Annotated in this window: 17 protein-coding genes; 16 read left to right on the plus strand and 1 reads right to left on the minus strand. The window is 69.8% G+C overall.

Annotated elements, in window-relative coordinates; genetic code table 11:
- The first annotated feature begins 17 nt into the window (after positions 1-17).
- The 12 genes from ACZ5UI_RS09790 to ACZ5UI_RS09845 all read left to right on the plus strand — a co-directional run bounded on the left by ACZ5UI_RS09790 (position 18) and on the right by ACZ5UI_RS09845 (position 13,831).
- Entirely contained in the window at positions 18-1,100 is a 1,083-nt protein-coding gene (locus tag ACZ5UI_RS09790) for a mandelate racemase/muconate lactonizing enzyme family protein (protein WP_464196715.1), read from the plus strand.
- Positions 1,097-2,236, plus strand: a complete 1,140-nt coding sequence (locus ACZ5UI_RS09795) for a mandelate racemase/muconate lactonizing enzyme family protein (RefSeq protein WP_464196717.1) — start codon at positions 1,097-1,099, stop codon at positions 2,234-2,236. The genes ACZ5UI_RS09790 and ACZ5UI_RS09795 overlap by 4 nt, the downstream gene beginning before the upstream one ends.
- Positions 2,233-3,234 carry a Gfo/Idh/MocA family protein gene (locus ACZ5UI_RS09800; protein ID WP_464196719.1) on the plus strand — a complete coding sequence of 334 codons (1,002 nt, stop codon included), beginning with the start codon at positions 2,233-2,235 and terminating at the stop codon, positions 3,232-3,234. The genes ACZ5UI_RS09795 and ACZ5UI_RS09800 overlap by 4 nt, the downstream gene beginning before the upstream one ends.
- Positions 3,231-4,034 (plus strand): MBL fold metallo-hydrolase, encoded by an 804-nt coding sequence (locus ACZ5UI_RS09805; protein WP_464196721.1) that lies wholly within the window; start codon positions 3,231-3,233, stop codon positions 4,032-4,034. Before ACZ5UI_RS09800 ends, ACZ5UI_RS09805 begins: the two co-directional genes overlap by 4 nt.
- 3 nt (positions 4,035-4,037) lie before the next feature.
- Positions 4,038-5,636, plus strand: a complete 1,599-nt coding sequence (locus ACZ5UI_RS09810) for a N,N-dimethylformamidase beta subunit family domain-containing protein (protein ID WP_464196723.1) — start codon at positions 4,038-4,040, stop codon at positions 5,634-5,636.
- 49 nt (positions 5,637-5,685) lie between these two features.
- Positions 5,686-6,102: a M15 family metallopeptidase gene (locus ACZ5UI_RS09815; RefSeq protein WP_464196725.1), complete on the plus strand. Its 417-nt coding sequence runs from the start codon at positions 5,686-5,688 to the stop codon at positions 6,100-6,102.
- 120 nt (positions 6,103-6,222) lie between these two features.
- Positions 6,223-6,804 (plus strand): hypothetical protein, encoded by a 582-nt coding sequence (locus ACZ5UI_RS09820; RefSeq protein ID WP_464196727.1) that lies wholly within the window; start codon positions 6,223-6,225, stop codon positions 6,802-6,804.
- A gap of 667 nt (positions 6,805-7,471) precedes the next feature.
- Complete coding sequence (locus ACZ5UI_RS09825; protein WP_464196729.1) at positions 7,472-7,942, plus strand: DUF6650 family protein; 471 nt, start codon at positions 7,472-7,474, stop codon at positions 7,940-7,942.
- 16 nt (positions 7,943-7,958) lie between these two features.
- Positions 7,959-9,167, plus strand: a complete 1,209-nt coding sequence (locus ACZ5UI_RS09830; RefSeq protein ID WP_464196731.1) for a hypothetical protein — start codon at positions 7,959-7,961, stop codon at positions 9,165-9,167.
- Between the two features lie 8 nt (positions 9,168-9,175).
- Positions 9,176-9,481 carry a hypothetical protein gene (locus ACZ5UI_RS09835; RefSeq protein ID WP_464196733.1) on the plus strand — a complete coding sequence of 102 codons (306 nt, stop codon included), beginning with the start codon at positions 9,176-9,178 and terminating at the stop codon, positions 9,479-9,481.
- Between the two features lie 111 nt (positions 9,482-9,592).
- Positions 9,593-11,881, plus strand: coding sequence for a hypothetical protein (locus tag ACZ5UI_RS09840; protein ID WP_464196735.1), 2,289 nt, complete (start codon positions 9,593-9,595; stop codon positions 11,879-11,881).
- 69 nt (positions 11,882-11,950) lie between these two features.
- Positions 11,951-13,831, plus strand: a complete 1,881-nt coding sequence (locus ACZ5UI_RS09845; protein ID WP_464196737.1) for a hypothetical protein — start codon at positions 11,951-11,953, stop codon at positions 13,829-13,831.
- 420 nt (positions 13,832-14,251) lie between these two features.
- Here the strand turns inward: ACZ5UI_RS09845 and ACZ5UI_RS09850 are convergent, their stop codons facing one another.
- Positions 14,252-14,701, minus strand: coding sequence for a hypothetical protein (locus ACZ5UI_RS09850; protein WP_464196739.1), 450 nt, complete (start codon positions 14,699-14,701; stop codon positions 14,252-14,254).
- A gap of 119 nt (positions 14,702-14,820) precedes the next feature.
- Between ACZ5UI_RS09850 and ACZ5UI_RS09855 the strand changes: the two genes are divergently transcribed.
- The 4 genes from ACZ5UI_RS09855 (at position 14,821) to ACZ5UI_RS09870 (ending at position 18,407) form a co-directional block, all read left to right on the plus strand.
- A complete protein-coding gene (locus ACZ5UI_RS09855; RefSeq protein WP_464196741.1) occupies positions 14,821-15,606 on the plus strand; it encodes a DUF429 domain-containing protein in 786 nt (261 codons plus the stop codon).
- Between the two features lie 109 nt (positions 15,607-15,715).
- Positions 15,716-16,642 (plus strand): PGN_0703 family putative restriction endonuclease, encoded by a 927-nt coding sequence (locus ACZ5UI_RS09860; protein WP_464196743.1) that lies wholly within the window; start codon positions 15,716-15,718, stop codon positions 16,640-16,642.
- A complete protein-coding gene (locus ACZ5UI_RS09865; RefSeq protein WP_464196745.1) occupies positions 16,639-17,523 on the plus strand; it encodes a hypothetical protein in 885 nt (294 codons plus the stop codon). The genes ACZ5UI_RS09860 and ACZ5UI_RS09865 overlap by 4 nt, the downstream gene beginning before the upstream one ends.
- 62 nt (positions 17,524-17,585) lie before the next feature.
- Positions 17,586-18,407, plus strand: coding sequence for a uracil-DNA glycosylase family protein (locus ACZ5UI_RS09870; protein WP_464196747.1), 822 nt, complete (start codon positions 17,586-17,588; stop codon positions 18,405-18,407).
- The last annotated feature ends 44 nt before the right edge of the window (positions 18,408-18,451 follow it).

An 18,451-nucleotide genomic window follows, 5' to 3' on the forward strand; every position in this document is an offset into this window, starting at 1 on the left:
AGACCATCCCTGTGTCCGTGCCCATCGTCCCGGCGCGCGCGGTCAGCGGCGCGCGCGGCTCCCACGCCCGTTCGCCCTTCCTCCTCGTCCGCGTTCACACCGACGAAGGACTGACCGGGCTGGGTGAGGCGTCGTGCACGCCCAACTGGAGCGGCGAGGACTCGGTGATCGCGGCCCACGCGATCGCGACGTACCTCGCGCCCGCCATCACCGGTCAGGACCCCCGGGACATCGAGCGCCTGATCGGCGCGATGGATGGCGCGCTGGCCGCCAATCGTTTCGCCAAGGCCGGGGTCGAGATGGCCGCGTGGGACATCGCCGGCAAAGCGGCCGGCGTGCCGGTCTACCAGCTCCTGGGCGGTCGGCTGCGCGACCGCGTACGGACGAAGTTCTCGGTCTCCGGCCGCCCGCCCGACGCGGCCGCCGAGATCGCCGCCTGGGCGGTCGAGCAGGGGTTCTCGGCGATGAAGGTCAAGGTCGGCCTGGACGTCGCGGGCGATCTGGCCCGCGTCGCCGCCGTGCGTGCGGCGATCGGACCCGACGTGTGGCTCGGCGTCGACGCCAACGGCGGCTGGTCACGGGCGCAGGCGCGCCAGGCCATCGCCGCGCTGACCGAGCACGACGTCGCGTTCGTCGAGCAGCCGCTGGCCACGGCGGACCTTGCCGGCATGGCCGAGCTGCGCCGGTCCTCGCTCGTCCCGATCGTCGCCGACGAGTCGGTCGGGACCGACGAGGACGCGCTGTCGGTCGTGCGCGCGGACGCCGCCGATGTCCTGTCGATCTACAGCGGCATGGCCGGCGGGATCGCGGGCAGCCGGCGGATCGCCACGATCGCCCACGCGGCCGGGCTGGGCTGGACGATCGGCAGCAACCTCGAACTGGGCATCGGCCTCAGCGCCCATCTGCACCTCGCCTCGGCCGTGCCCGGCCTCGCCGACGACGTGGTCCCGTGCGACATCATCAGCCCGTTCTACTACGAGGCCGACCTGCTGGCCGAGCCGCTGACCATCCAGGCTGGCTCGGCCGCGGCACCCGACGGTCCCGGCCTCGGGGTGGAGCTCGATCCCGACATGCTCGAGCGCTACCGCGAGGACCGATGACCAGCGCCGACCCGATCCGCATCCGATCGATCGAAGCGGTGCCCGTCCGGGTGCCCCGGCGCCCCGACCTGCTGCCGCGTACGTCGCACGGTGAGGTGGCCCACAGCGACTACGTGCTGCTGCGCCTGTGGACCGAGGATGGCGTGCTCGGGCTCGGCGAGGTCACCTGTGAACCACGCTGGAACGGCGAGGAGTGGGCCGGCACCGCCAGCCTGGTGCGTGACCGCCTCCAGCCGCTGCTGGTCGGTGCCGATGTGCGCTCGTGGGCGCTGATCGGCGCGCGCCTGGACAAGGCGGTGCGGGGGCGGCCGTTCCTGCGCGCCGGCCTGGAGATGGCCTGCCTCGACGCGCTCGGGCACACCGTCGGCACGTCCGTCTCGACGCTGCTCGGCGGCGCGCTACGCGAACGGATCCCGACCCGGATCGTGCTGCCCGCCCGCCCCGTCGAGGTCGTTGCGCAGATGGCGGCCACCGCGGTCGAGCGTGGCGCCCGGGCGGTCAAGGTCAAGGTCGGGCTCGACGTCGCCGGCGACATCGAGCGGGTCGCCGCGGTGCGCGACGTGATCGGGCCGCTGGTGCCGATCACCGTCGATGCCAACGAGGGCTGGGACGCCGCTGGCGCGGGCGCCGCGCTGCCAAGCCTGGAGGCGCTGGATGTCGTGGGCGTCGAGCAGCCGCTCCCCCGCGCGGCCTGGCGCCAGACGGCCGATCTGCGCAGCCGCACGAGCATCCCGACCGTCGGCGACGAATCGATCTGGACCGTGCACGATGTCCTGCGCGCCGCGCGGACCGGAGCCTTCGACGTCGTCAGCCTGTACCCCGGCAAGTGCGGCGGCATGACCCGCTGCGTGCAGCTGGCCGCGCTCGCGGCGTCACTGGGGCTCACCGTCTCGTTCGGCAGCAACCTCGAGCTCGGCGTCGGGGCGGCGGCGATCGCCCACGCGGCGGCCGCCGCGCCCGCGCTCAGCGATCGTGTGCCGAGCGACCTGATCGGACCGCTGTACTTCGAGCACGCCCTCGTCGCCGACCACTCGTTCGTCGGCTGGGACGGCGGCCGTGCGCCCGGCGGTCCTGGCCTCGGCGTCGCGCTCGACGAGGACGCCGTCGATGCCCACCGACTGGAGGTCCTGGCATGAGCGCGATCCGCTGCGCGGTGATCGGCGTCGGGATGATCGGCCAGGCCCACCTGCTCGCCCTGCGCTCCTCTCCCCTGGCCGACGTCGTCGTCTGCTGCGATCCCGCGCCCGAAGCGGCCCAGCACGTGCCGGAAGGCATCACGCTCGTCGCCGACCTGGACGAGGCGCTCAGCGTCGACGGCCTGGAGGCCGTGTTCGTCTGCACGCCGCAGCACCTGCACCGGACCGTCAGCGAGCGGGCGCTCGAACGCGGTCTGGCCGTCTTCTGCGAGAAGCCGATCGCCCACACGCTCGCCGACGCCGACGCGATGATCGTCGCCGCCGAGCGCAGCGGCCGTCCGCTGGCCATCGGGCACACGCTGCGCTTCGATCCCGACTACGGCGCACTGCACGACGCGGTCAGCAGCGGCCAGATCGGACGCGTCGTGAGCCTGGCTGCGCGGCGCAACGTGCCGGACTTCGAGGGCCGCATCATCGCGTCGCGCACCACCCTCGCGGTCGAGGTCCTCGTGCACGATCTCGATCTGCTGCGCTGGCTGGCCGGTGACATCGAGCGCGTCAGCGCCGAGGCCAGCCGCCAGGGCGTGCTCGGCGAGGGACTCGTCGACGCCGTCGTCGCCACCGTGCGGATGCGCGGCGGAGCGGTCGCCACCTTGGAGGCCAACTGGGTCATGGCCAGCGAACGCGGCGTCCAGTCGGACTTCCGCTTCTCCGTGGTCGGCAGCGCTGGGGCCGCCTACGCCGACTACCTGACCGGGCCCGTGTCGATCTTCGGCGACACGCCGAGCTTCCCCCGGACCGGCTGGTTGGCCACCGTGCACGGCGTCCAGACCGGCGTCCTGCGCACGCAGGACGAGCACTTCCTGCGCATCGTGCGGTCGGACGAGCCGTGGCCGGTCGGGCTGACCGACGCGCGCGCCGCGCTGGCGGCCGCCCTGGCCCTCGACGACTCGATCGCCACCGGCCAACCCGTGACGCTCGAGGAGGCCACCGCATGAGCGAGGCCTGCTTCGACGTGCGGGTGTTCAGCGTCGGCTCGTCGCGCATCTCCGGCCCCGAGGTCTTCTGGATGAGCGACTGGGGCCAGGAGCTTCCGCTGGCCTTCAACGTGACCCTGATCCAGGGGCACGGGATCATCGCCCTGGTCAACACCTCGCCACCCGAGACGGACGGCTACGCCCGTGAGCGCTTCCCCCAGATGCGCTACCTGCACGAAGGGCCGGACGGCGACCTGGTGCGCCGGGACAACGAGCACCTGCCCGCGGCACTGGCGCAGCACGGCCTGACGCCGCAGGACATCACGCACGTGCTGCTGACGCCGCTGGAGCTGTACACGACCGGGACCCTGCACTTGTTCACCCAGGCCCAGATCTGCGTCACTCGGCGCGGGTGGGTGCACTTCCACACGACGCACGAGCACCCGCACGACCAGCGCTGGCGCTCCTTCCCCGAAGCGACGCTCGTCGACCTGGTCACCGCGAGTTGGGACCGGGTCCGCCTGCTTTCCGACGAGGATCAGATCGCGCCCGGTCTGCGGACGTGGTGGTCGGGGGCGCACCACCGCGAGTCGATGGTCGTCGAGGTCGACACCGCCGCGGGCGTCGTGGCGATCTCCGACTCGTTCTTCTACTACGAGAACGTCGAAGAGGGTCGGATGCTCGGGCTGTGTGAGAGCTTCGAGGAGGCACTGGCCGTCAACGCCCGTGTGCTGCGCACCGCGGACCACATCGTTCCGATCCACGACCCCAAGGTGTTCGACCGCTACCCGGGCGGCGTGATCTCCGCCGGCGAGGGCTGACCGGTGGCGCTCTGGTTGATCGGATACGTCAGCGACGAGTGGGACGCCGGCGTGTCCGACGTCCTGGTCGAGTTGCTCCCGGCGGACGGCTCACCGCCGGTGGCCACGCGCTCGCACGCGTCAGGAGCGGTGTGGGCCGACGTCCCACCCGGCCCCTGCGAGGTGGTGCTGGCCCGCGCCGGGTACGGCTCCAAGCGCTCGTCCGTCACCTGCGACCCGGCTCGTCCGGTCCGGCTGCGCCTGCTCTCCGACGGTCTGCTCGGCTACGTGTGGCCGAAGTGCGCGACCGCAGGCTCACCGGCGGAACTGCGGATCCATGCCGACGCCCCGTACGAGCTGACCCTGTGGCGCTACGGCTGGGAGCGCGAGCGCGTGGCCGACATCGGCCGGTTCGACCCGTACTCGCCCGACGGGTTGCGCCAGGTGCTGCCCGACGGGGACATCGCCGCGCTCGGCGTGCGCTGGGGCGGCAACGAGATCACCGCCGACCCACGTCACTTCGTCACCGCCCCGCAGCGATCGGGTCTGTACTACTGGCACCTCGAAACGGTCGACGGGCGCTTCTGCTCGTTCCCGTGGGTCGTGGCTCCGGCACAGCCAAGTGAGCCGATCGCGGTGCTGGCCTCGAACATCACGTGGAACGCGTACAACGACTTCGGCGGCCGCAGCAACTACCTCGCACCGGACGCGTTGCCCCCCGCGCCGTCGGTCTTCACCAAGCACGAGGACGTCTGGTTCTCCCACCCCGAGCACCCGCCCTGGCGCGGCCAGGACTGCGGCCCGCTGTCCTTCGATCGGCCGGAGCCGCTGAACGCGATGGAGCCTGGCGACCGGATCACCGACCCGATCCGACGCCGGGGCGGTGAGCACGTGGCGCCCGCGGAGTGGCGGCTCCTGGGCTGGCTGCAACGAGAGGGCTTCGGCCATGACCTCTACGGCGAGACGCAACTGGCCGATGGCACGCTGGATCTCGCGCGCTACCGGGTCGTCGTGCTCAGCACCCATCCGGAGTACTGGACCCGCGACATGTACGAGCGGCTCAAGCGCTGGGTGCACGAGGGCGGGCGACTGCTGTATCTCGGAGGGAACGGCATCGACTGCGAAGTCGAGTTGCTGCCCGACGACACGATGCGCGTGCTCAACGGCGATCTGCGCATCGTGCAGGCCGACCAGCCTCGGCACGACAGCCGGTTCGGGCTGCGCGGTGAATCGGCCGGCGCGCTGCTCGGTGTGGCCTGCACGATGACGGGCTACGAGACGGGCGCCCCGTATCGCGTCATCGATCCCCACCACTGGGCCTTGGCGGGGACCGGCTTGGGGGCCGGAGACCTGTTCGGCGAGCAGACGGTCGACTGTCGCTGCCCCGGCGGCGCCTCGGGACACGAGACCGACAAGCTGTCGCGCTACGCGCCACCGGGTACGTCGGTGATCGCCAAGGGCACCAATCCGGACGACGGGGGTGGCCTGATGGTGGCCATCGACGGGCCCGGCCGCGGGCAGGTCTTCTCCGTCGGTTCGATCTCGTACACCTGCGCGATCGCGGTGGACGCCGACATCTCGACGATCACGGCCAACGTGCTGCGGCGTTTTCTCCTGGACTGATGCGCCACGAATCATTGAGGATCAGCAGATCGTCGACCGCCTGGGCGCGATGGTCGCCGCGGCACCCGCCACCGCCGGCCACGTGGCGGGAGCCGCAGTCGACATCACCGTGCGCGACACGAACGGTCACGATCTCGACCGCGGCGGCCCGTACCTCGACCTCTCGGCCCGGATGCCCATGGCCTCACCGTTCGTCACCCCCGACCAGCGCGCCGCCCGCGCGCTCATCACCGACGTGATGTCCGCCCACGGCTTCGTCGCCTACCCGTACGAGTTCTGGCACTACAGCCGTGGCGACGCGCTCGCCGCGACCGCCACCGCCGATCCCACACCAGCGGTCTTGGGACCGGTGGACGTCACGCCCGACGGCCGGGTCACGCCGATCGCCGACGTCCACGCACCATTCAACACGCGCGAGCGGCTGACGGACGCCGTTCGGCGGGCGATGGACGCGATGAGACCCTGAGCTCAGGCGGGCGCGCAGCCACTGCCGTCGGCGAGCGCGCGCAGACGCTCCACCACCCGCTCAGGCGGCGACAACGGGCTGGGCGACCCGGATGAGACCGCGACGGTACGGTGCTGTCTCATGAGCGTGTTCAGTGGTCTTGCGCCGTGGATCGTCTACTGGATCCTGGTCGGCAACGTGTCGTTTCGCACCGCGGTGCTGATTGCGTTCGGCGCCGCGATCCTGGTCTTCGTCCACACGATCGCCAGCGGCGGACGGCCCAAGGTCCTCGAGCTCGGCTCGATGGTGGTCTTCGCGGTGGTCACGGTCATCACGCTGGCCACGAACGACCACTTCCTCGAGCAGTGGATCCAGCCCATCACCAACGGCGGGCTGTTCCTCATCGCGCTCGCTTCGATCGTGCTCCACCAGCCGTTCACCCTGCAGTACGCGCGCGAGGGCGTCTCGGCGGAGGTGGCCGCCGCGCCGCGCTTCATCGCCGCCAACTACACGATCACCTGGGTCTGGACCGCAGCCTTCGGCGTGATGTGCCTGTCGTCGCTGATCCCACCGATCTTCGAAGGCGAGGCGACGATCCACGACAACGCCTCGACCCTCTCGATCACCTTCTACTGGGTGATCCCCTACGGCGCCCTGGCGCTGGCCGTGCTGTTCACCGAGCGCTTCCGCACGCGCGCGCACCAGACCGCCGCCGCGTCGTAGCGTCCGCCGCGTTGGACGGCGGTTCTGCTGGGTAGGTGAACAGCATGGAGCCTCCGAAGCAGCCGTCCGCCGACGCGGGACGAAAGGCGCTGGACGAGCGCCTCGAGCGCCGACGAGCGGATCGGGATCTCCACGCGCGCCTGCAGCGCCGCGTGCGCGAAGGACGCTTTTCGCGCCAGCCCGCGACGCAACCTCCGACCGCGGACGCCGCGAAGCTGAGCGTCGGCCCGAGGTGACCGGCCCGGGCTGCTAGGCGAGCGCTACGGACCCGAGGGTCACGACCGGCTCGGCCGAAGGGACAAAGATCCCTCGGGAGAGCTGGGTCCGGCGTTGGCCGACGCGATACGCGGCGAGCACTTCCAACGACTCGCGCAGCCTGCGTGCCTTGCTTTCCTATCGCCCAGCCGGGACTCGAGCCTCCGTCCCACGGATTATGAGTGGTCGATTTGCAGGGATTTTGCGCATGGTTGGCTCAGGTTGTATCAGGTGATTCCGGCTGGCGGAAGTAGCCTGATCTGGGTCGGGAACCGGCACGGAACCCCTTGCGAAACCGCCACCCTGCGCGCTTCCCTCCCCGCCAACGGCTCGGACGGGGCGGTGTCGCGGCGAGCCGATGCAGATTGCACGCATGAGACGGTCACTACTCAGCTCGTTTTATGCTGCCGCAATGTCCGGACACAAGGGGAAGAGCGGCGCTCGGAAGCTGACTTCGGTTTCAGCGCCAGTGGTCGGAGGCGGAGCTAGTTGGACGACGGCTCCGGGCGAGTACGAGGTCATGCACGACCTGTTCAGCGTGGTAGGCGGCCTTCGCGTGTTGTCGTGGCAGATAGAGGGCGAGGGCGAGGAGTACGTCAACTCCAGCATTCTTCGTATCCGGGACGACCTGTCAGAAGCCCTTCGCCGGCTGCCGAAGGGTTCTGCGTCAACGGCGAACGTGCGGAGCATGCGCGATGCCTGCAACCGCTATCTGCAAGCGACGCCTGGGCCGAACGGGTGGCAGCCGCTTCGGCCCGAGTTCGAAGAGGCTTTGTGGCTGTGGAGGCAGACCGTCTACGAGGACATCAAGGCCATCGCCTACCACCTCGACCTCGAAGAGGCGCAGCTTCTGATGAGCGATATGCAGCGCAGCTTCGGCTAGCTCGTACGCGTGGCCGATGGCGCTTGACCCCGTAGAGCTGCTTGACCGCCAGTACGGACTGCTGTCTTCGGCGACCGGCAGCGACTTCATCCGCGAGAGCGTCCGATTCCACGAGTTCATCTCCCAGCGCTGCCCGCCTGTGGTCGCCGTCCTCGCCGAGCTACGCCAAGAAGCCGCCGATGCAGAAGCGCACTTTCGCGCCCACGACGAGGCGCTCATCCCTGAGCTCGTAGCCCTCCGCGACGAACTCGTCGCACTTGCGCCCGCGGCCGACGACGCGAACGCCGTCCGTCCCACCGACCCACTCGTGCCGGGGATGAGCTGGACGTTCACGCTCGCAAACCTCGACCAGCTCGCCTCGTTGGGACCGGACCGCAACGTCCTGCGCGACGGGTGGGACGACTCCCGCAGCGGAATGATGCTGCGCATCCTCGAAAACAAGCTTCGGTCGCTGCAGTGGTACACGAACCCGAACGCCCCCAACCCCCAACCGACGGACGTGAACCAGCGCCCTGACCTCAACGACCTTGGTAGGCGGCTCGGCAACGTCGCAGACCGACACCGACACGCTGCCCGCGCCTGGGCGCACACCGTTGAGACGCACGGCGGCGTTCAGCTCGTCCACCTCGACATGACCGTCAACGAGGCCAACCCGGAACCGATGGAGATAGTCACCGAGGAAGACCAGCTCGCAGCGACGAACCGCGCGTTCCATCAGTTCGCCGGCGGCTGGCACACCATCCAGCGGGTGATGACTGGTCAGTCCCTTTCAGGAGATGAGGAACACACGGTCGAGCGTCACGTCGACCGGATTCGCCCCGCCGCCAAGAGCGTCTACGAAGACCTGCGACTGAAACTGGTGACAGCGCCGGACCCGCCGCCGCCTGTTCCTGGCTACTTACAGCGGCTGGCGTCGTGGGTGCGCTCTCCCGACTACGCCCTCGTCGGTGGCGGCTGCATCGGCGGCGTCGTGGGTGCCATCACCGACGGCGCCGACAGCTGGCTGTGGTTCCTGCTGGCCGGCGTCCTGCTCGCGCTGGCCCCGCCAGCTGCACGGCACCTCGCGTCTATGCAGATGACGTACACCCGCGCGTCGGTGGCTTTCATCGTGCTGGTGACGGTCGTCGTGGTCGTGTTGATGGTGAGCGTCGGGTTCTGGGCGTCCGTGGCTGCGTTCGTCGGCGCGACTGCGGCGTTCACCCTGGGACGCTTCGCGCGGAGCTGACCGGGTCCGTGTTCGCTGCTGACCTGCCCGGAGCGGACATCGTCCCGACCGGGATGGCCGACCTATTGGTTGGACGCTTCGCCACAGCGGCGGCGTTACTGGTCGCGGAAGCGGCGCCGCGCTTGAAGCGACGCGGCGTTGCGGTGCCCGAGAGCCCCGTGACCGACCGCACGACGGCGCTGTGCCGCCTGCTCGAACGCGAACTAGGCGACAGCGACCGCGCCTACCAGCGCTACAACGCCCTACGGCGGCGGATGGTGTCGTTCTGCGACACCCTTGATGCCGAAGCGCGTCGCGCGCCACGCGGGCAGTAATCGACACCGTCGCACGCCGGCAACGTCGTTAGTGGCCCGACTTGGAGCGGCGTTGACCGTGAGCGGGAACCGCGTCTCGAAGCGGTCCGAATCCGCGGCGATACTTGGGGCGTGGCGGCCGCGCGCGACCCAAACGAGCTCTCTGTCGAAGCCGGTCTCGGCGAGCCGCCGGCCGGCGAACATCCTGCGCCGCCCGTCGAGACCGCCGAGCAGCTACTGCCCTTCGTCCAGCTGCGGTGGGACGACTTCGAGAAGCTCTGCTACCGCCTCGCCCGCGACACGGGCGACGTCGAGCACACCCAGCGCTTCGGCACCGCCGGCCAGGACCAGTCCGGCATCGACATCTACAGCCGGCGGTCGGACGGCACGTACATCACCTACCAGTCCAAGAAGTACGAGACGGTCGCTGACGGGTTAGTCAAGGACGCCGTCGACACGTTCCTGAACAAGCGCATCTGGGCGGAGCGGTCGTCGTGTTTCGTGCTCTGCACGACGGCGAGCCTCGTGCGGATTCAGCGCGCGGAAGCTATCGAGGCGCAGAAGACGCGGCTGGCTGAGCACGAGCCGCCTATCGAATTCGTCGTCTGGGACGCCGAACAGCTCTCGACGCTGCTGACGGAGCATCCCGAGCTCGTCCGCGAGTTCTTCGGGCCGGTTTGGCACCGGCGGTTTTGTCAGCTGGACGAGCCGGCCGCAGTGGCCGAGCAGATGGAGGCGCTCGTCCACGAGGTGCGCAACGTCGCCGGGCGGTCGTTGACAGCGCGTGTTGTGTTCGTCGACGACATCGCCTCCAAGAAGCTCCGCGACCGAGTTAGAGACGTCAGCCAGCAGCACCCCGAAGAGTTCGCCGCCCTGACCACGGCCGTCGGCGGCATTCCGCCGGACGTGTCGCTACTCACCGCAAACATCGACGCGCGGCCGGACTGGGCGATGCGCGGCGGCGTCGACCTCTGGGCGCTGCTCGCTCACATGGCTGAGAACGCCGGCGAGTGGACCGCCGCCGTTGACGCATGGGAAGTGAAGGCCTCCATGGAGACGGGCTACGACCGCGCCGGCTCTCTGGTGTCCGCCGCGGCATGCGCGGGTGTCGCGGAAGACCTTGCGACGCAGGAGCGGCTACTCGAAGAGGCAGCGGCAGAGGACGAGAACCACCCGCGGCTCCGCCTGGAACGGCTTGATGAGGACGCCGAACCCGCCGACCAGCTGGCAGCGCTGGAGGCCATCGAAACCGACGACAGCCGCGCCCTCGTGCTCATCGAGGCGCGACAGGCCATCGCGTCGCTCATGCTGCCGGACCTTCAGCGCGCCAAACATCACCTCGCCGAGCTCGAACGCCTCGACCCTGACAGCTTCGCGGCGAAGGTCATTGCCATCAACACGACAGTCCAAGAAGGCCGCCTGGCGGTCGTCCACAGTGTTCCGTTGGACGCGTCCGCGCTGCAGAGTGCGAGCGAGGCAGCGATGGGCCTGCGTGCGCAGCTACTCACCGAACGCCGTCGGTCGGAGGCAGCCCGGCTGCTAATGCTCGCCGCGGACGCCGTATGCCTGCTGGAAGACCGCGCGACAGCCGGCGCGATGTTGCGACAAGCCACCGACGGCGAACGACACGCGCACGACGGCCCCGTTGTGCTGGCCGCCTGCGCATCCGACCGCGTCCTCGACCCGCGTCTCGCGTTGGAGTTCCTCGAAGGCCAAAGCGACGACGACCCCGGCGTGCGGCGCATACGAGCCGAGTCCCTAGAGCGCGTCGGGACGGTGCAAGAACGAGCCGAGGCGCTTCAGACGCTCGATGCCCTCGTGCAGGACGACGGCGACGAGGCGCCCGAAGCCGCGTTCGTCCGGCTGGCCGCCAGCCTCGGCCGCCGGCCGACGCCATGGAGCGACGCGGCGTTCGACTACCTGATGTCCCAGGGCCACGAGCGCGCGGCCGTTACCGCGAAGGTGGTCTACCTCACTCGCCTGAACACCGACTGGGATGAAGCACAGGCGCTGCTCGCACCGTACGCGGACGAGCGCTGGGCGAAAGCGACCCGGCTTCGCGTGGCGCTCCAACGAGGCAAATTGTCGGAGATGCGCGCCGCCGCGGACGACCTCGTGGCGGCCGGCGGCACGCAAACCATGCGGTTGGACGCCGCCGAGGCCTACGTCGGCGTCGAGGAGTACCAGTTGGCCGAGGGGCTGCTTGTCGACCTCGCCCGGGAGCCATCTGCTCCCGTGCCGTTGCGCTACCGGGCCTACGGGCTGCTCATGAAGGTCGTCGGCAACGCGCAGCAGAACTGGCAGTACGCCGATGAGCTACTAGTCGAATGGGAAGCGCTCACGCCGACCGACCCCAACGCCGGCGCCTGGCGCGTTCTTGTCGCCAATCGGCTTCGCCAACGCCCCGAGTCACCGGGATAGCTCCCCATTGGTCGCGCCGAGCCGCTTCTCGGATGACGGCGGTGGCGACGGGTAGCGTGCAGCGCCAAGATGCGCCTCGCCCACGCGAGTTTTCGTTTCAACGACCTCCCCGGTGAGCTATCCGATTTGCGCGCCCAACTGGCGGCGGGCGAGGCTGACTCGCCGGCACATCTGCTTGGTCCCATCAGTGCGCTCACTGAGGTGCTGTTCACCTGCGCGAATGTTGGTCAGGGCGGCGTTGTCAACCAGGACGACCGCGGGTCGCTGGTCACAGACCTCGGCTTGCTGCGAGGCGCGCTCGGGTCGCGGACCCTCGCGGCTGCCGAACCAGAACTCGGCGACTTCTTTGGCCAGCTCGGCGGCATGTCCAAGCGACTGTCGAGCTCGTCAGGCGCTCGCGGTATCGAGCTCGCCGCAGCGTCGCTGTTGGATGCGCTGCGTCGACCGACGGTCGCACGTGCCGCTTGGCGCGATGTCGTCGACGCCTTTCAGGACGCCTCCGTCCCCGTCGAACTCTGCATGTACCGCCTACGAGTATTGGAGGAAATCAGCGAGCAGCGCGGTCATCAGTGGCAACCCACGGCGCTGGCGCACCAACTCGCGTTGCGGCTCGGCGACCACAAGGTCCTACTCGCAATCGCCAACGGAGATGCCGACCGGGAGCCGACGCCCCTCGCCGAGAGGCTGTTGGCATGCGAGGGATGCGTCGGCAATGAGCCCTACCGCAAGGACGTTGCCGTGTGGCTGCTCATCGCTCACGCGCCCCTTAGCCCGGGCTACCTCTCTTTGGGTCCGATACAGCTGTTCGACCGTCAATCACTGACCGACGAGGAGTCCGCCGCCAGCGCCGCGCTCAAGAACCTCCCCGAGTACGAGTCGTGGGACGAAGCAAGAACGCGGCTCGACGCGATTCCCGACGCTCGCAACGTCACGCTCGCGCGCGTCTGGCTCCCAGACTGGCATCCGTGGCGGGCGAGTGCCCACGCTCGCGACATCGTGCAGTCGCTCGTGGACATCTCCTATCCCACGACCTCCTGGCTCATCTGGGAAGGCCACATGGGTTGGAGTGACGGCGACTTCCGGGGTCCGAAGTTCCACGAGCCCGAGCCGGACGACCGCACACGCCTCGCCCGCACCCGCTTCGACCAGACGGCGGAAGGCCTCCAGACGTTCGACGGTGCGTTCGTCCAGCGCCTCGTCGACGGCGACCCCCGAGCCGAGGAGGCCGTCGAGGACGCTCGTTGGACCGTCGCGCTCCGACGCGCGTCAAGCCACCAGCAACGCGTCGCGTTGGGAACCCGCGCGCTTGAGCGAAGTCTTGGAGCAGCGCAGGCGTCGACGGAGGAGTGGCGCCAGGTCACCGAGCGGTACCTCAAGGCACCCTGGGTCCTCGTCGCGCTCCAGGACGAGCTCTGGGCCGCGGCGGTCGCGGCGACCCGCGACATGTGCTGGGCACCAGGCCACCCCAGCGATGAGGAAGTCGACATCTATGACCTCGTCTTGAAGGTCGTGAGTCCCGACACTCGGGTTCCCTCCAACGAGGGCCTTGCGTCCGTCTGGGAGCGCTACGCACACCACTGGCAGCAGGCGTGTCTGGCGGCGAGGCTTGTTGCCGGCGCCGACCGCGTCCTCAACCATCCCGACGAGGCGCTGGCCAGGCTGTCGGAACTTGAACGCCGCTTCGAGTTGCTCCTCGCGCGCGCGGAGCGGCAGCGCAACGCCATGATTCACGGCCGCCGTCCTGTCGACGGCGTCCTCGCGACCGTGGACGAGTTCCTGCTCGAACTCAACGCGTTCGCGGCCGACGACAGCATGCACTCGGCCGAAACCGGCGAACCGCCTCTCGTGCGGCTGCAACGCTGGCGCGTCGAGGCGCTGCACCGTCGCAAGCGATTGCACGACGGCGCGCGCCTGAACGACGTCCTGCCCAACGACGATGACGACAGCTGACACCGGCGGCGGCCGACCGTCGCAGGACGCCTGCGGCGGTCTCGCCCAACGCGAGGCGGTCGTCGCTGTCGCCTGACGAAATCGCGTCGACCAACCGGCTCATTGCTTCGACCCGCAACTGGCGGATGCGGTCGAAGCTGAGACCTACACCTAGCGGACTGGCCGCTTGCTTGAGCGTAAGCGTCTCGCACGCGAGGCCGAGGCGAACGGTGAGGATGTAACGCGACCTGCGCGGGAGAGCGTCGTAGGCGTCGCGCAGGCACGACAGCTGGGTGTCGGTCAACGGGCGCCTTCCAGTTAGCGGCGCCGCAGCCAGCGTTCCGTGCGTTCGGAGGGTCAGCGGCGACCCTACGGCGCCGTCGTGGTTCTCCGCCAACCACGCGACGTACGGGATGCCCATATCTGGCGCGGACGGGACGCTCAGCGGACGCGGGCGGCGATGCGCCGCAGGCCTTCGAGAACATCCTCGAACGGAAAGTCTCGTGAGTAGCCGGTCCCGTTCAGCATCATTTCGAGGTTGTCGCCCACGATGCGTTCGGTGTTCACAACCAGTTCTCGGTCAGACGTGAGCCAGACGGTCTTGCTCATCGTGGTGTCCTTCCACGGCGCGTGGTACTCGTGGACTCGGCAGGCCGCTCGCTTGACGTTTTTACCGCCGAAGAATCCACTGCGAAAGACCTGGATGTTCGTCGCTCCATGCCACTCGGTGGCTTGTAGAGCCGCGAAAGCCGGAGCGATGGCTTCCTGGACTGGCTTCCATCTCCGAGTGCGTTCAGCCCGTGCTTGCAGCGCAGCGGCTGCCTCCACCTCCGCGCGTTCCCGTTCGGCCGCCTGCTGGCGTTCAGCGACGAGGCGTTCAGGGGATTTCACGGCGCCATCATCGCATTCGCTTCAAAGAGCGTCTAGATGGTGAGCCCTTGTTGAGCGCGACGCCGCGACGGGCTCGCGCAGCCTTCGCCGCAGTGCCCCTTCTCGTACGCTCGCCAGCGATGACCGCCACCTCCGACAGCCACGCCAGCGTGCTCGTCGCAGTCGGTGCTGACGGCTCCCGCGGAGGCTGGGCCGCCGCTTGCCTCTATGCAGATGCGACAAGCCGCGCGCAGGCGACCGTGTGGGAGACCAGCTTGCGAATGTTCGCCACCGTGGACGACATCGCAGCGTTCCGCGACAGCGCCGGCGCGACCGCGGCAGTCGCTATCGACGTGCCCATCGGCCTGCCCGATACCGTCCGATTCCGCGGGTGCGACCACGCGGCCCGTGGGCTGTTGAAGCGACGAGGGAATGCGGTGTTCATGCCGCCCGCCCGGTACATGCTCGCCGCCGGCGGCGACTACGCGGCCATCCGCGCGCTCGTCGAGGAGGAGCGAAAGGCCAACCCAGCCGCGCGCGGGCTCAGCGCGCAGGCCGCGGGACTCGTCACGAAGGTCGCCGAAGTCGACTCCTGGGTCCGCGCCCACCCCGACAGCGAAGACTGGCTATGGGAATGCCATCCCGAGCTCAGCTTTCGCGCCCTCAACGACGGCGCGCCCATGCCCTTGGACAAGCGCTCGCCCGCCGGCGTGATGGGCCGCATCGAGCTACTGCGCGACGAGTTCCCCGACCTCGACATGCGTCTCGCCGCCGCGCCCTGGCCCGGCAGCCGCATCGACATCACCGACGCACTGGACGCCTACGCCGCCCTGAGCACCGCGCTGGCCTGCGCCCGCGAAGGACAGGAAGAGCTCGGCGACGACCAGCGCGACAGCGCCGGAGTTCCGATGCGCATGGCGTTCTGATTCAGACCCGCGCGTTCTGCGCTGCGCCGGCGCCCGGTTCGCCACTGGCGTCGACCTGTGCCGCGCAGCGCCTCTCAGCGCGGTCCGACGCGAGCCGTACGGTTGGCGCGTGACCTCGGCACCCTTATCCACGCTGGCTGAGTGGAGCGGCGCGCTCATCGCCGCAGCTTGCAGCGATGCCTACCGCGCCTACGAGCAGGAACGCAGCCGCAGCTACCGGGCTTACTTCGCTGCCCATCCCGAACTGCGCGCGCGACATCCGATGCTGGCCAAGGACGTCGCAGCGGCGCTTCCCGACGGATGGGCGCACCTCGCCGACTTCGTCGCGCCCGAGGACCGCCACCGCTGGCACCTGTCGGGCAAGTCCAGCCAGACCCTCGCGCTCGGCCTGCTCGGCGTCGCCGGCACTCTCGACCCGTCCCTGCAATGGCTATTCAACGGGTTGGGACTCGCCCCACCGACTGCGACAGCGCATCCGCAGGCGCGGTTCGAGTACACGGTGAGCCCCGAGCTGCTGGGCGAGCGGCCGCGTCAGACCAGCGTCGATTTCGTTGTCGACGCTCCGGACGCGCTCATCTGCCTTGAGGCCAAGTGGGCTGAGGAGGGCATGGGCGCCTGCGGGTGCGCGCGCGAGGGCGGCGACCCCACGACCGGGCGCTGCAGCAGCCGGGTCCTGCCCCGCGAGCCGTACTGGGCCGCCCTCAACGACGAGCTGGGCCTGCCCGGCGCCGGCGACGGGCAGCCGTGCCCGTTGAGCTTCACCTACCAGGCGGCACGCAACATCGCCGCGGCGAAGGCGCTGGCCCAACCGGGGCAGACACCCGTGTTCGCCCTGGTCTACGACGCGCGCAACCCGTACTTCGGCGGGCATGGCGACTGGCCCGGCTGGCCAGTTGCGCTGCACGACGCGCTGGCCGGCGCGCCGAGCGTCACGTTCGCTTCGGCGTCCTGGCAGGACCTCGCCGCCGAGATGCCGCTTGACGCGGCAGCGCGCGAATGGGCCGTCGAGAAACACGCTCTGGACAGCGCGGCGTGACGACGGCTAAACCGACGGTGCCGCTAACGCCCATCGTGCGGCTGTACGCGGACCTGCACGCACCCGGGTTCGGGCGCAGCAAACGGCTACAACAAGCACGGGAGTACGTCGCCGACCCGGCGTCGCTCGCCGCCATCTTCGCCGACAGCGTGCGGCAGATGGAGGCGTTCGCTCCCAAAGACGAGCCGTTCTACCGCGCCCGGCCGCAGCACGCGTCAGGCAAGACCGCCGGCACGCGAACCATCGACATCGCCCTCGCGCTGCAGGCACAGCGCTACTGCACGCCCGCAGCAAGCCCCGGCCCGTCGCAGCGGCCGACCTCGCCGGCGGCTCCAGCCCAGGCCGCCGCGACCGCGGCGGCCATCCCGCTCACCCCTGAGAAGCTCGCCTTCGCCTACGTGGACCGGGAACTGGTCCCGACGCGCGTCACCGGCGGCGTGAACCGCATGCCCGGTGACGTCGCCGTGCGCCTCGACCTGCTGCTCGTCAACGCGGTCGACCGCACGCCCGCGGTGTGCGAGGTGAAGGTCGGCGGCGACAAGGACGCGTTCGCCGCGCTCGTACAGGCGCTCGCCTGTGTCGCGCAGCTCGCCACGCCTGCCCAGTACGCGCGGCTGTCGGCGTACGGCGCCGAAGGCCGCCCGGTGAGTCTCGCTCAGACCGTGGCGCCCACGTTCGACGTCGTCGTGCTGCTGCACGACGCGCCCGACGGCACCGATCTCCCCGAGCTTCGCGAGGCGACCCGCGCGCTTGCGGCGCTCCTACTTGGACAGCCGGCCTTCGCCAGGACGGTGCGGCGCATCGTCGGCCTGACCGGCACCCTCACCAACGGCCAGCTGACCTGCACGTGTGAGTACGCCTATCAGCGCCAGGCGCGTTGAAACAGGCCGCCAGCGGCGCGTCACTGATTACGCGGCCCCAGGCTCGCTCGTAAGGTCTGGCCGTGTCGGTCACCGCGGTTGAACTTGCCCGCCGGCTCGGCGTCGACCCCAAACGCTTCCGTGCTTGGCTGCGCCACCGCGCAGCCGGCGGCCACTCGCTGCTGGCCGGCCATCAACACAACGACCCGTGGGTGTTCACCGTCGCGGAGGCCGACCAGCTCGCCAGCGACTACCGAGGCCATGCACCGCGCCCGCGGCGTTCAGCCAGCGGCCGACCACCGAACTCGCAGCGAATGCCACAGACCTCGACGCCGCCCCGAACGGCGAGTCCGAGCGCTCGAACGGATGGCGCGCACGTGGGGCACCGCGTGGTCGAGGAATGGATGGGCGAACGCGTCGAGACACTCGCCGACCTTCTGCGCCCCGGGCTGCGCGCAGTCTGCGTCGGCATCAATCCGTCGCCGGTCAGCGTCGCCGCCGGCCACTACTACCAGGGCACAGCCGGGCAACGATTCTTCGGCCGCCTGCAGGCTGCCCGTGTGCTGCCCGGCGGCTTTGACGGCTACGAAGACGACGCCGCGTTCGCCGCTGGCGTCGGGTTCACCGACATCATCAAACGCCCGACCGATCGCGCGAAAGGACTCCCGGCGTCCGAATACGCCCACGGCCGGGAGCTGCTCGTCGCCAAGCTGGAGCGCTACGAGCCCGAGCTCGTCATCTTCACCTTCAAGAAGACCGCGCAGGCAGTGCTCGGCAACTTCGCCGGCAACGGCTTCGTGCCCGGCCTCAGCCTCGCCGGCACGGACGTGTTCGTGATGCCCGGCCCGTACGAGTCCGCGGCGAGCGCGGATGCCACGTTGCGGACACTCGCGCGTCGCTTCTAGCTCGGGCCAGCGTGGCGACGTGGGGTCAGTTCGCCGTCGCGGTG

The sequence above is a fragment of the Conexibacter sp. JCM 18997 genome (assembly GCF_055391915.1).

What these genes read in the sequence shown, in the direction of transcription:
- ACZ5UI_RS09795 (WP_464196717.1), top strand. Translation starts at nt 1,097, where the DNA reads ATGACCAGCGCCGACCCGATCCGCATCCGATCGATCGAAGCGGTGCCC.
- ACZ5UI_RS09820 (WP_464196727.1), top strand. Translation starts at nt 6,223, where the DNA reads ATGAGCGTGTTCAGTGGTCTTGCGCCGTGGATCGTCTACTGGATCCTG.
- ACZ5UI_RS09845 (WP_464196737.1), top strand. Translation starts at nt 11,951, where the DNA reads ATGCGCCTCGCCCACGCGAGTTTTCGTTTCAACGACCTCCCCGGTGAG.
- ACZ5UI_RS09825 (WP_464196729.1), top strand. Translation starts at nt 7,472, where the DNA reads ATGTCCGGACACAAGGGGAAGAGCGGCGCTCGGAAGCTGACTTCGGTT.
- ACZ5UI_RS09815 (WP_464196725.1), top strand. Translation starts at nt 5,686, where the DNA reads ATGGTCGCCGCGGCACCCGCCACCGCCGGCCACGTGGCGGGAGCCGCA.
- ACZ5UI_RS09805 (WP_464196721.1), top strand. Translation starts at nt 3,231, where the DNA reads ATGAGCGAGGCCTGCTTCGACGTGCGGGTGTTCAGCGTCGGCTCGTCG.
- ACZ5UI_RS09830 (WP_464196731.1), top strand. Translation starts at nt 7,959, where the DNA reads ATGGCGCTTGACCCCGTAGAGCTGCTTGACCGCCAGTACGGACTGCTG.
- ACZ5UI_RS09855 (WP_464196741.1), top strand. Translation starts at nt 14,821, where the DNA reads ATGACCGCCACCTCCGACAGCCACGCCAGCGTGCTCGTCGCAGTCGGT.
- ACZ5UI_RS09800 (WP_464196719.1), top strand. Translation starts at nt 2,233, where the DNA reads ATGAGCGCGATCCGCTGCGCGGTGATCGGCGTCGGGATGATCGGCCAG.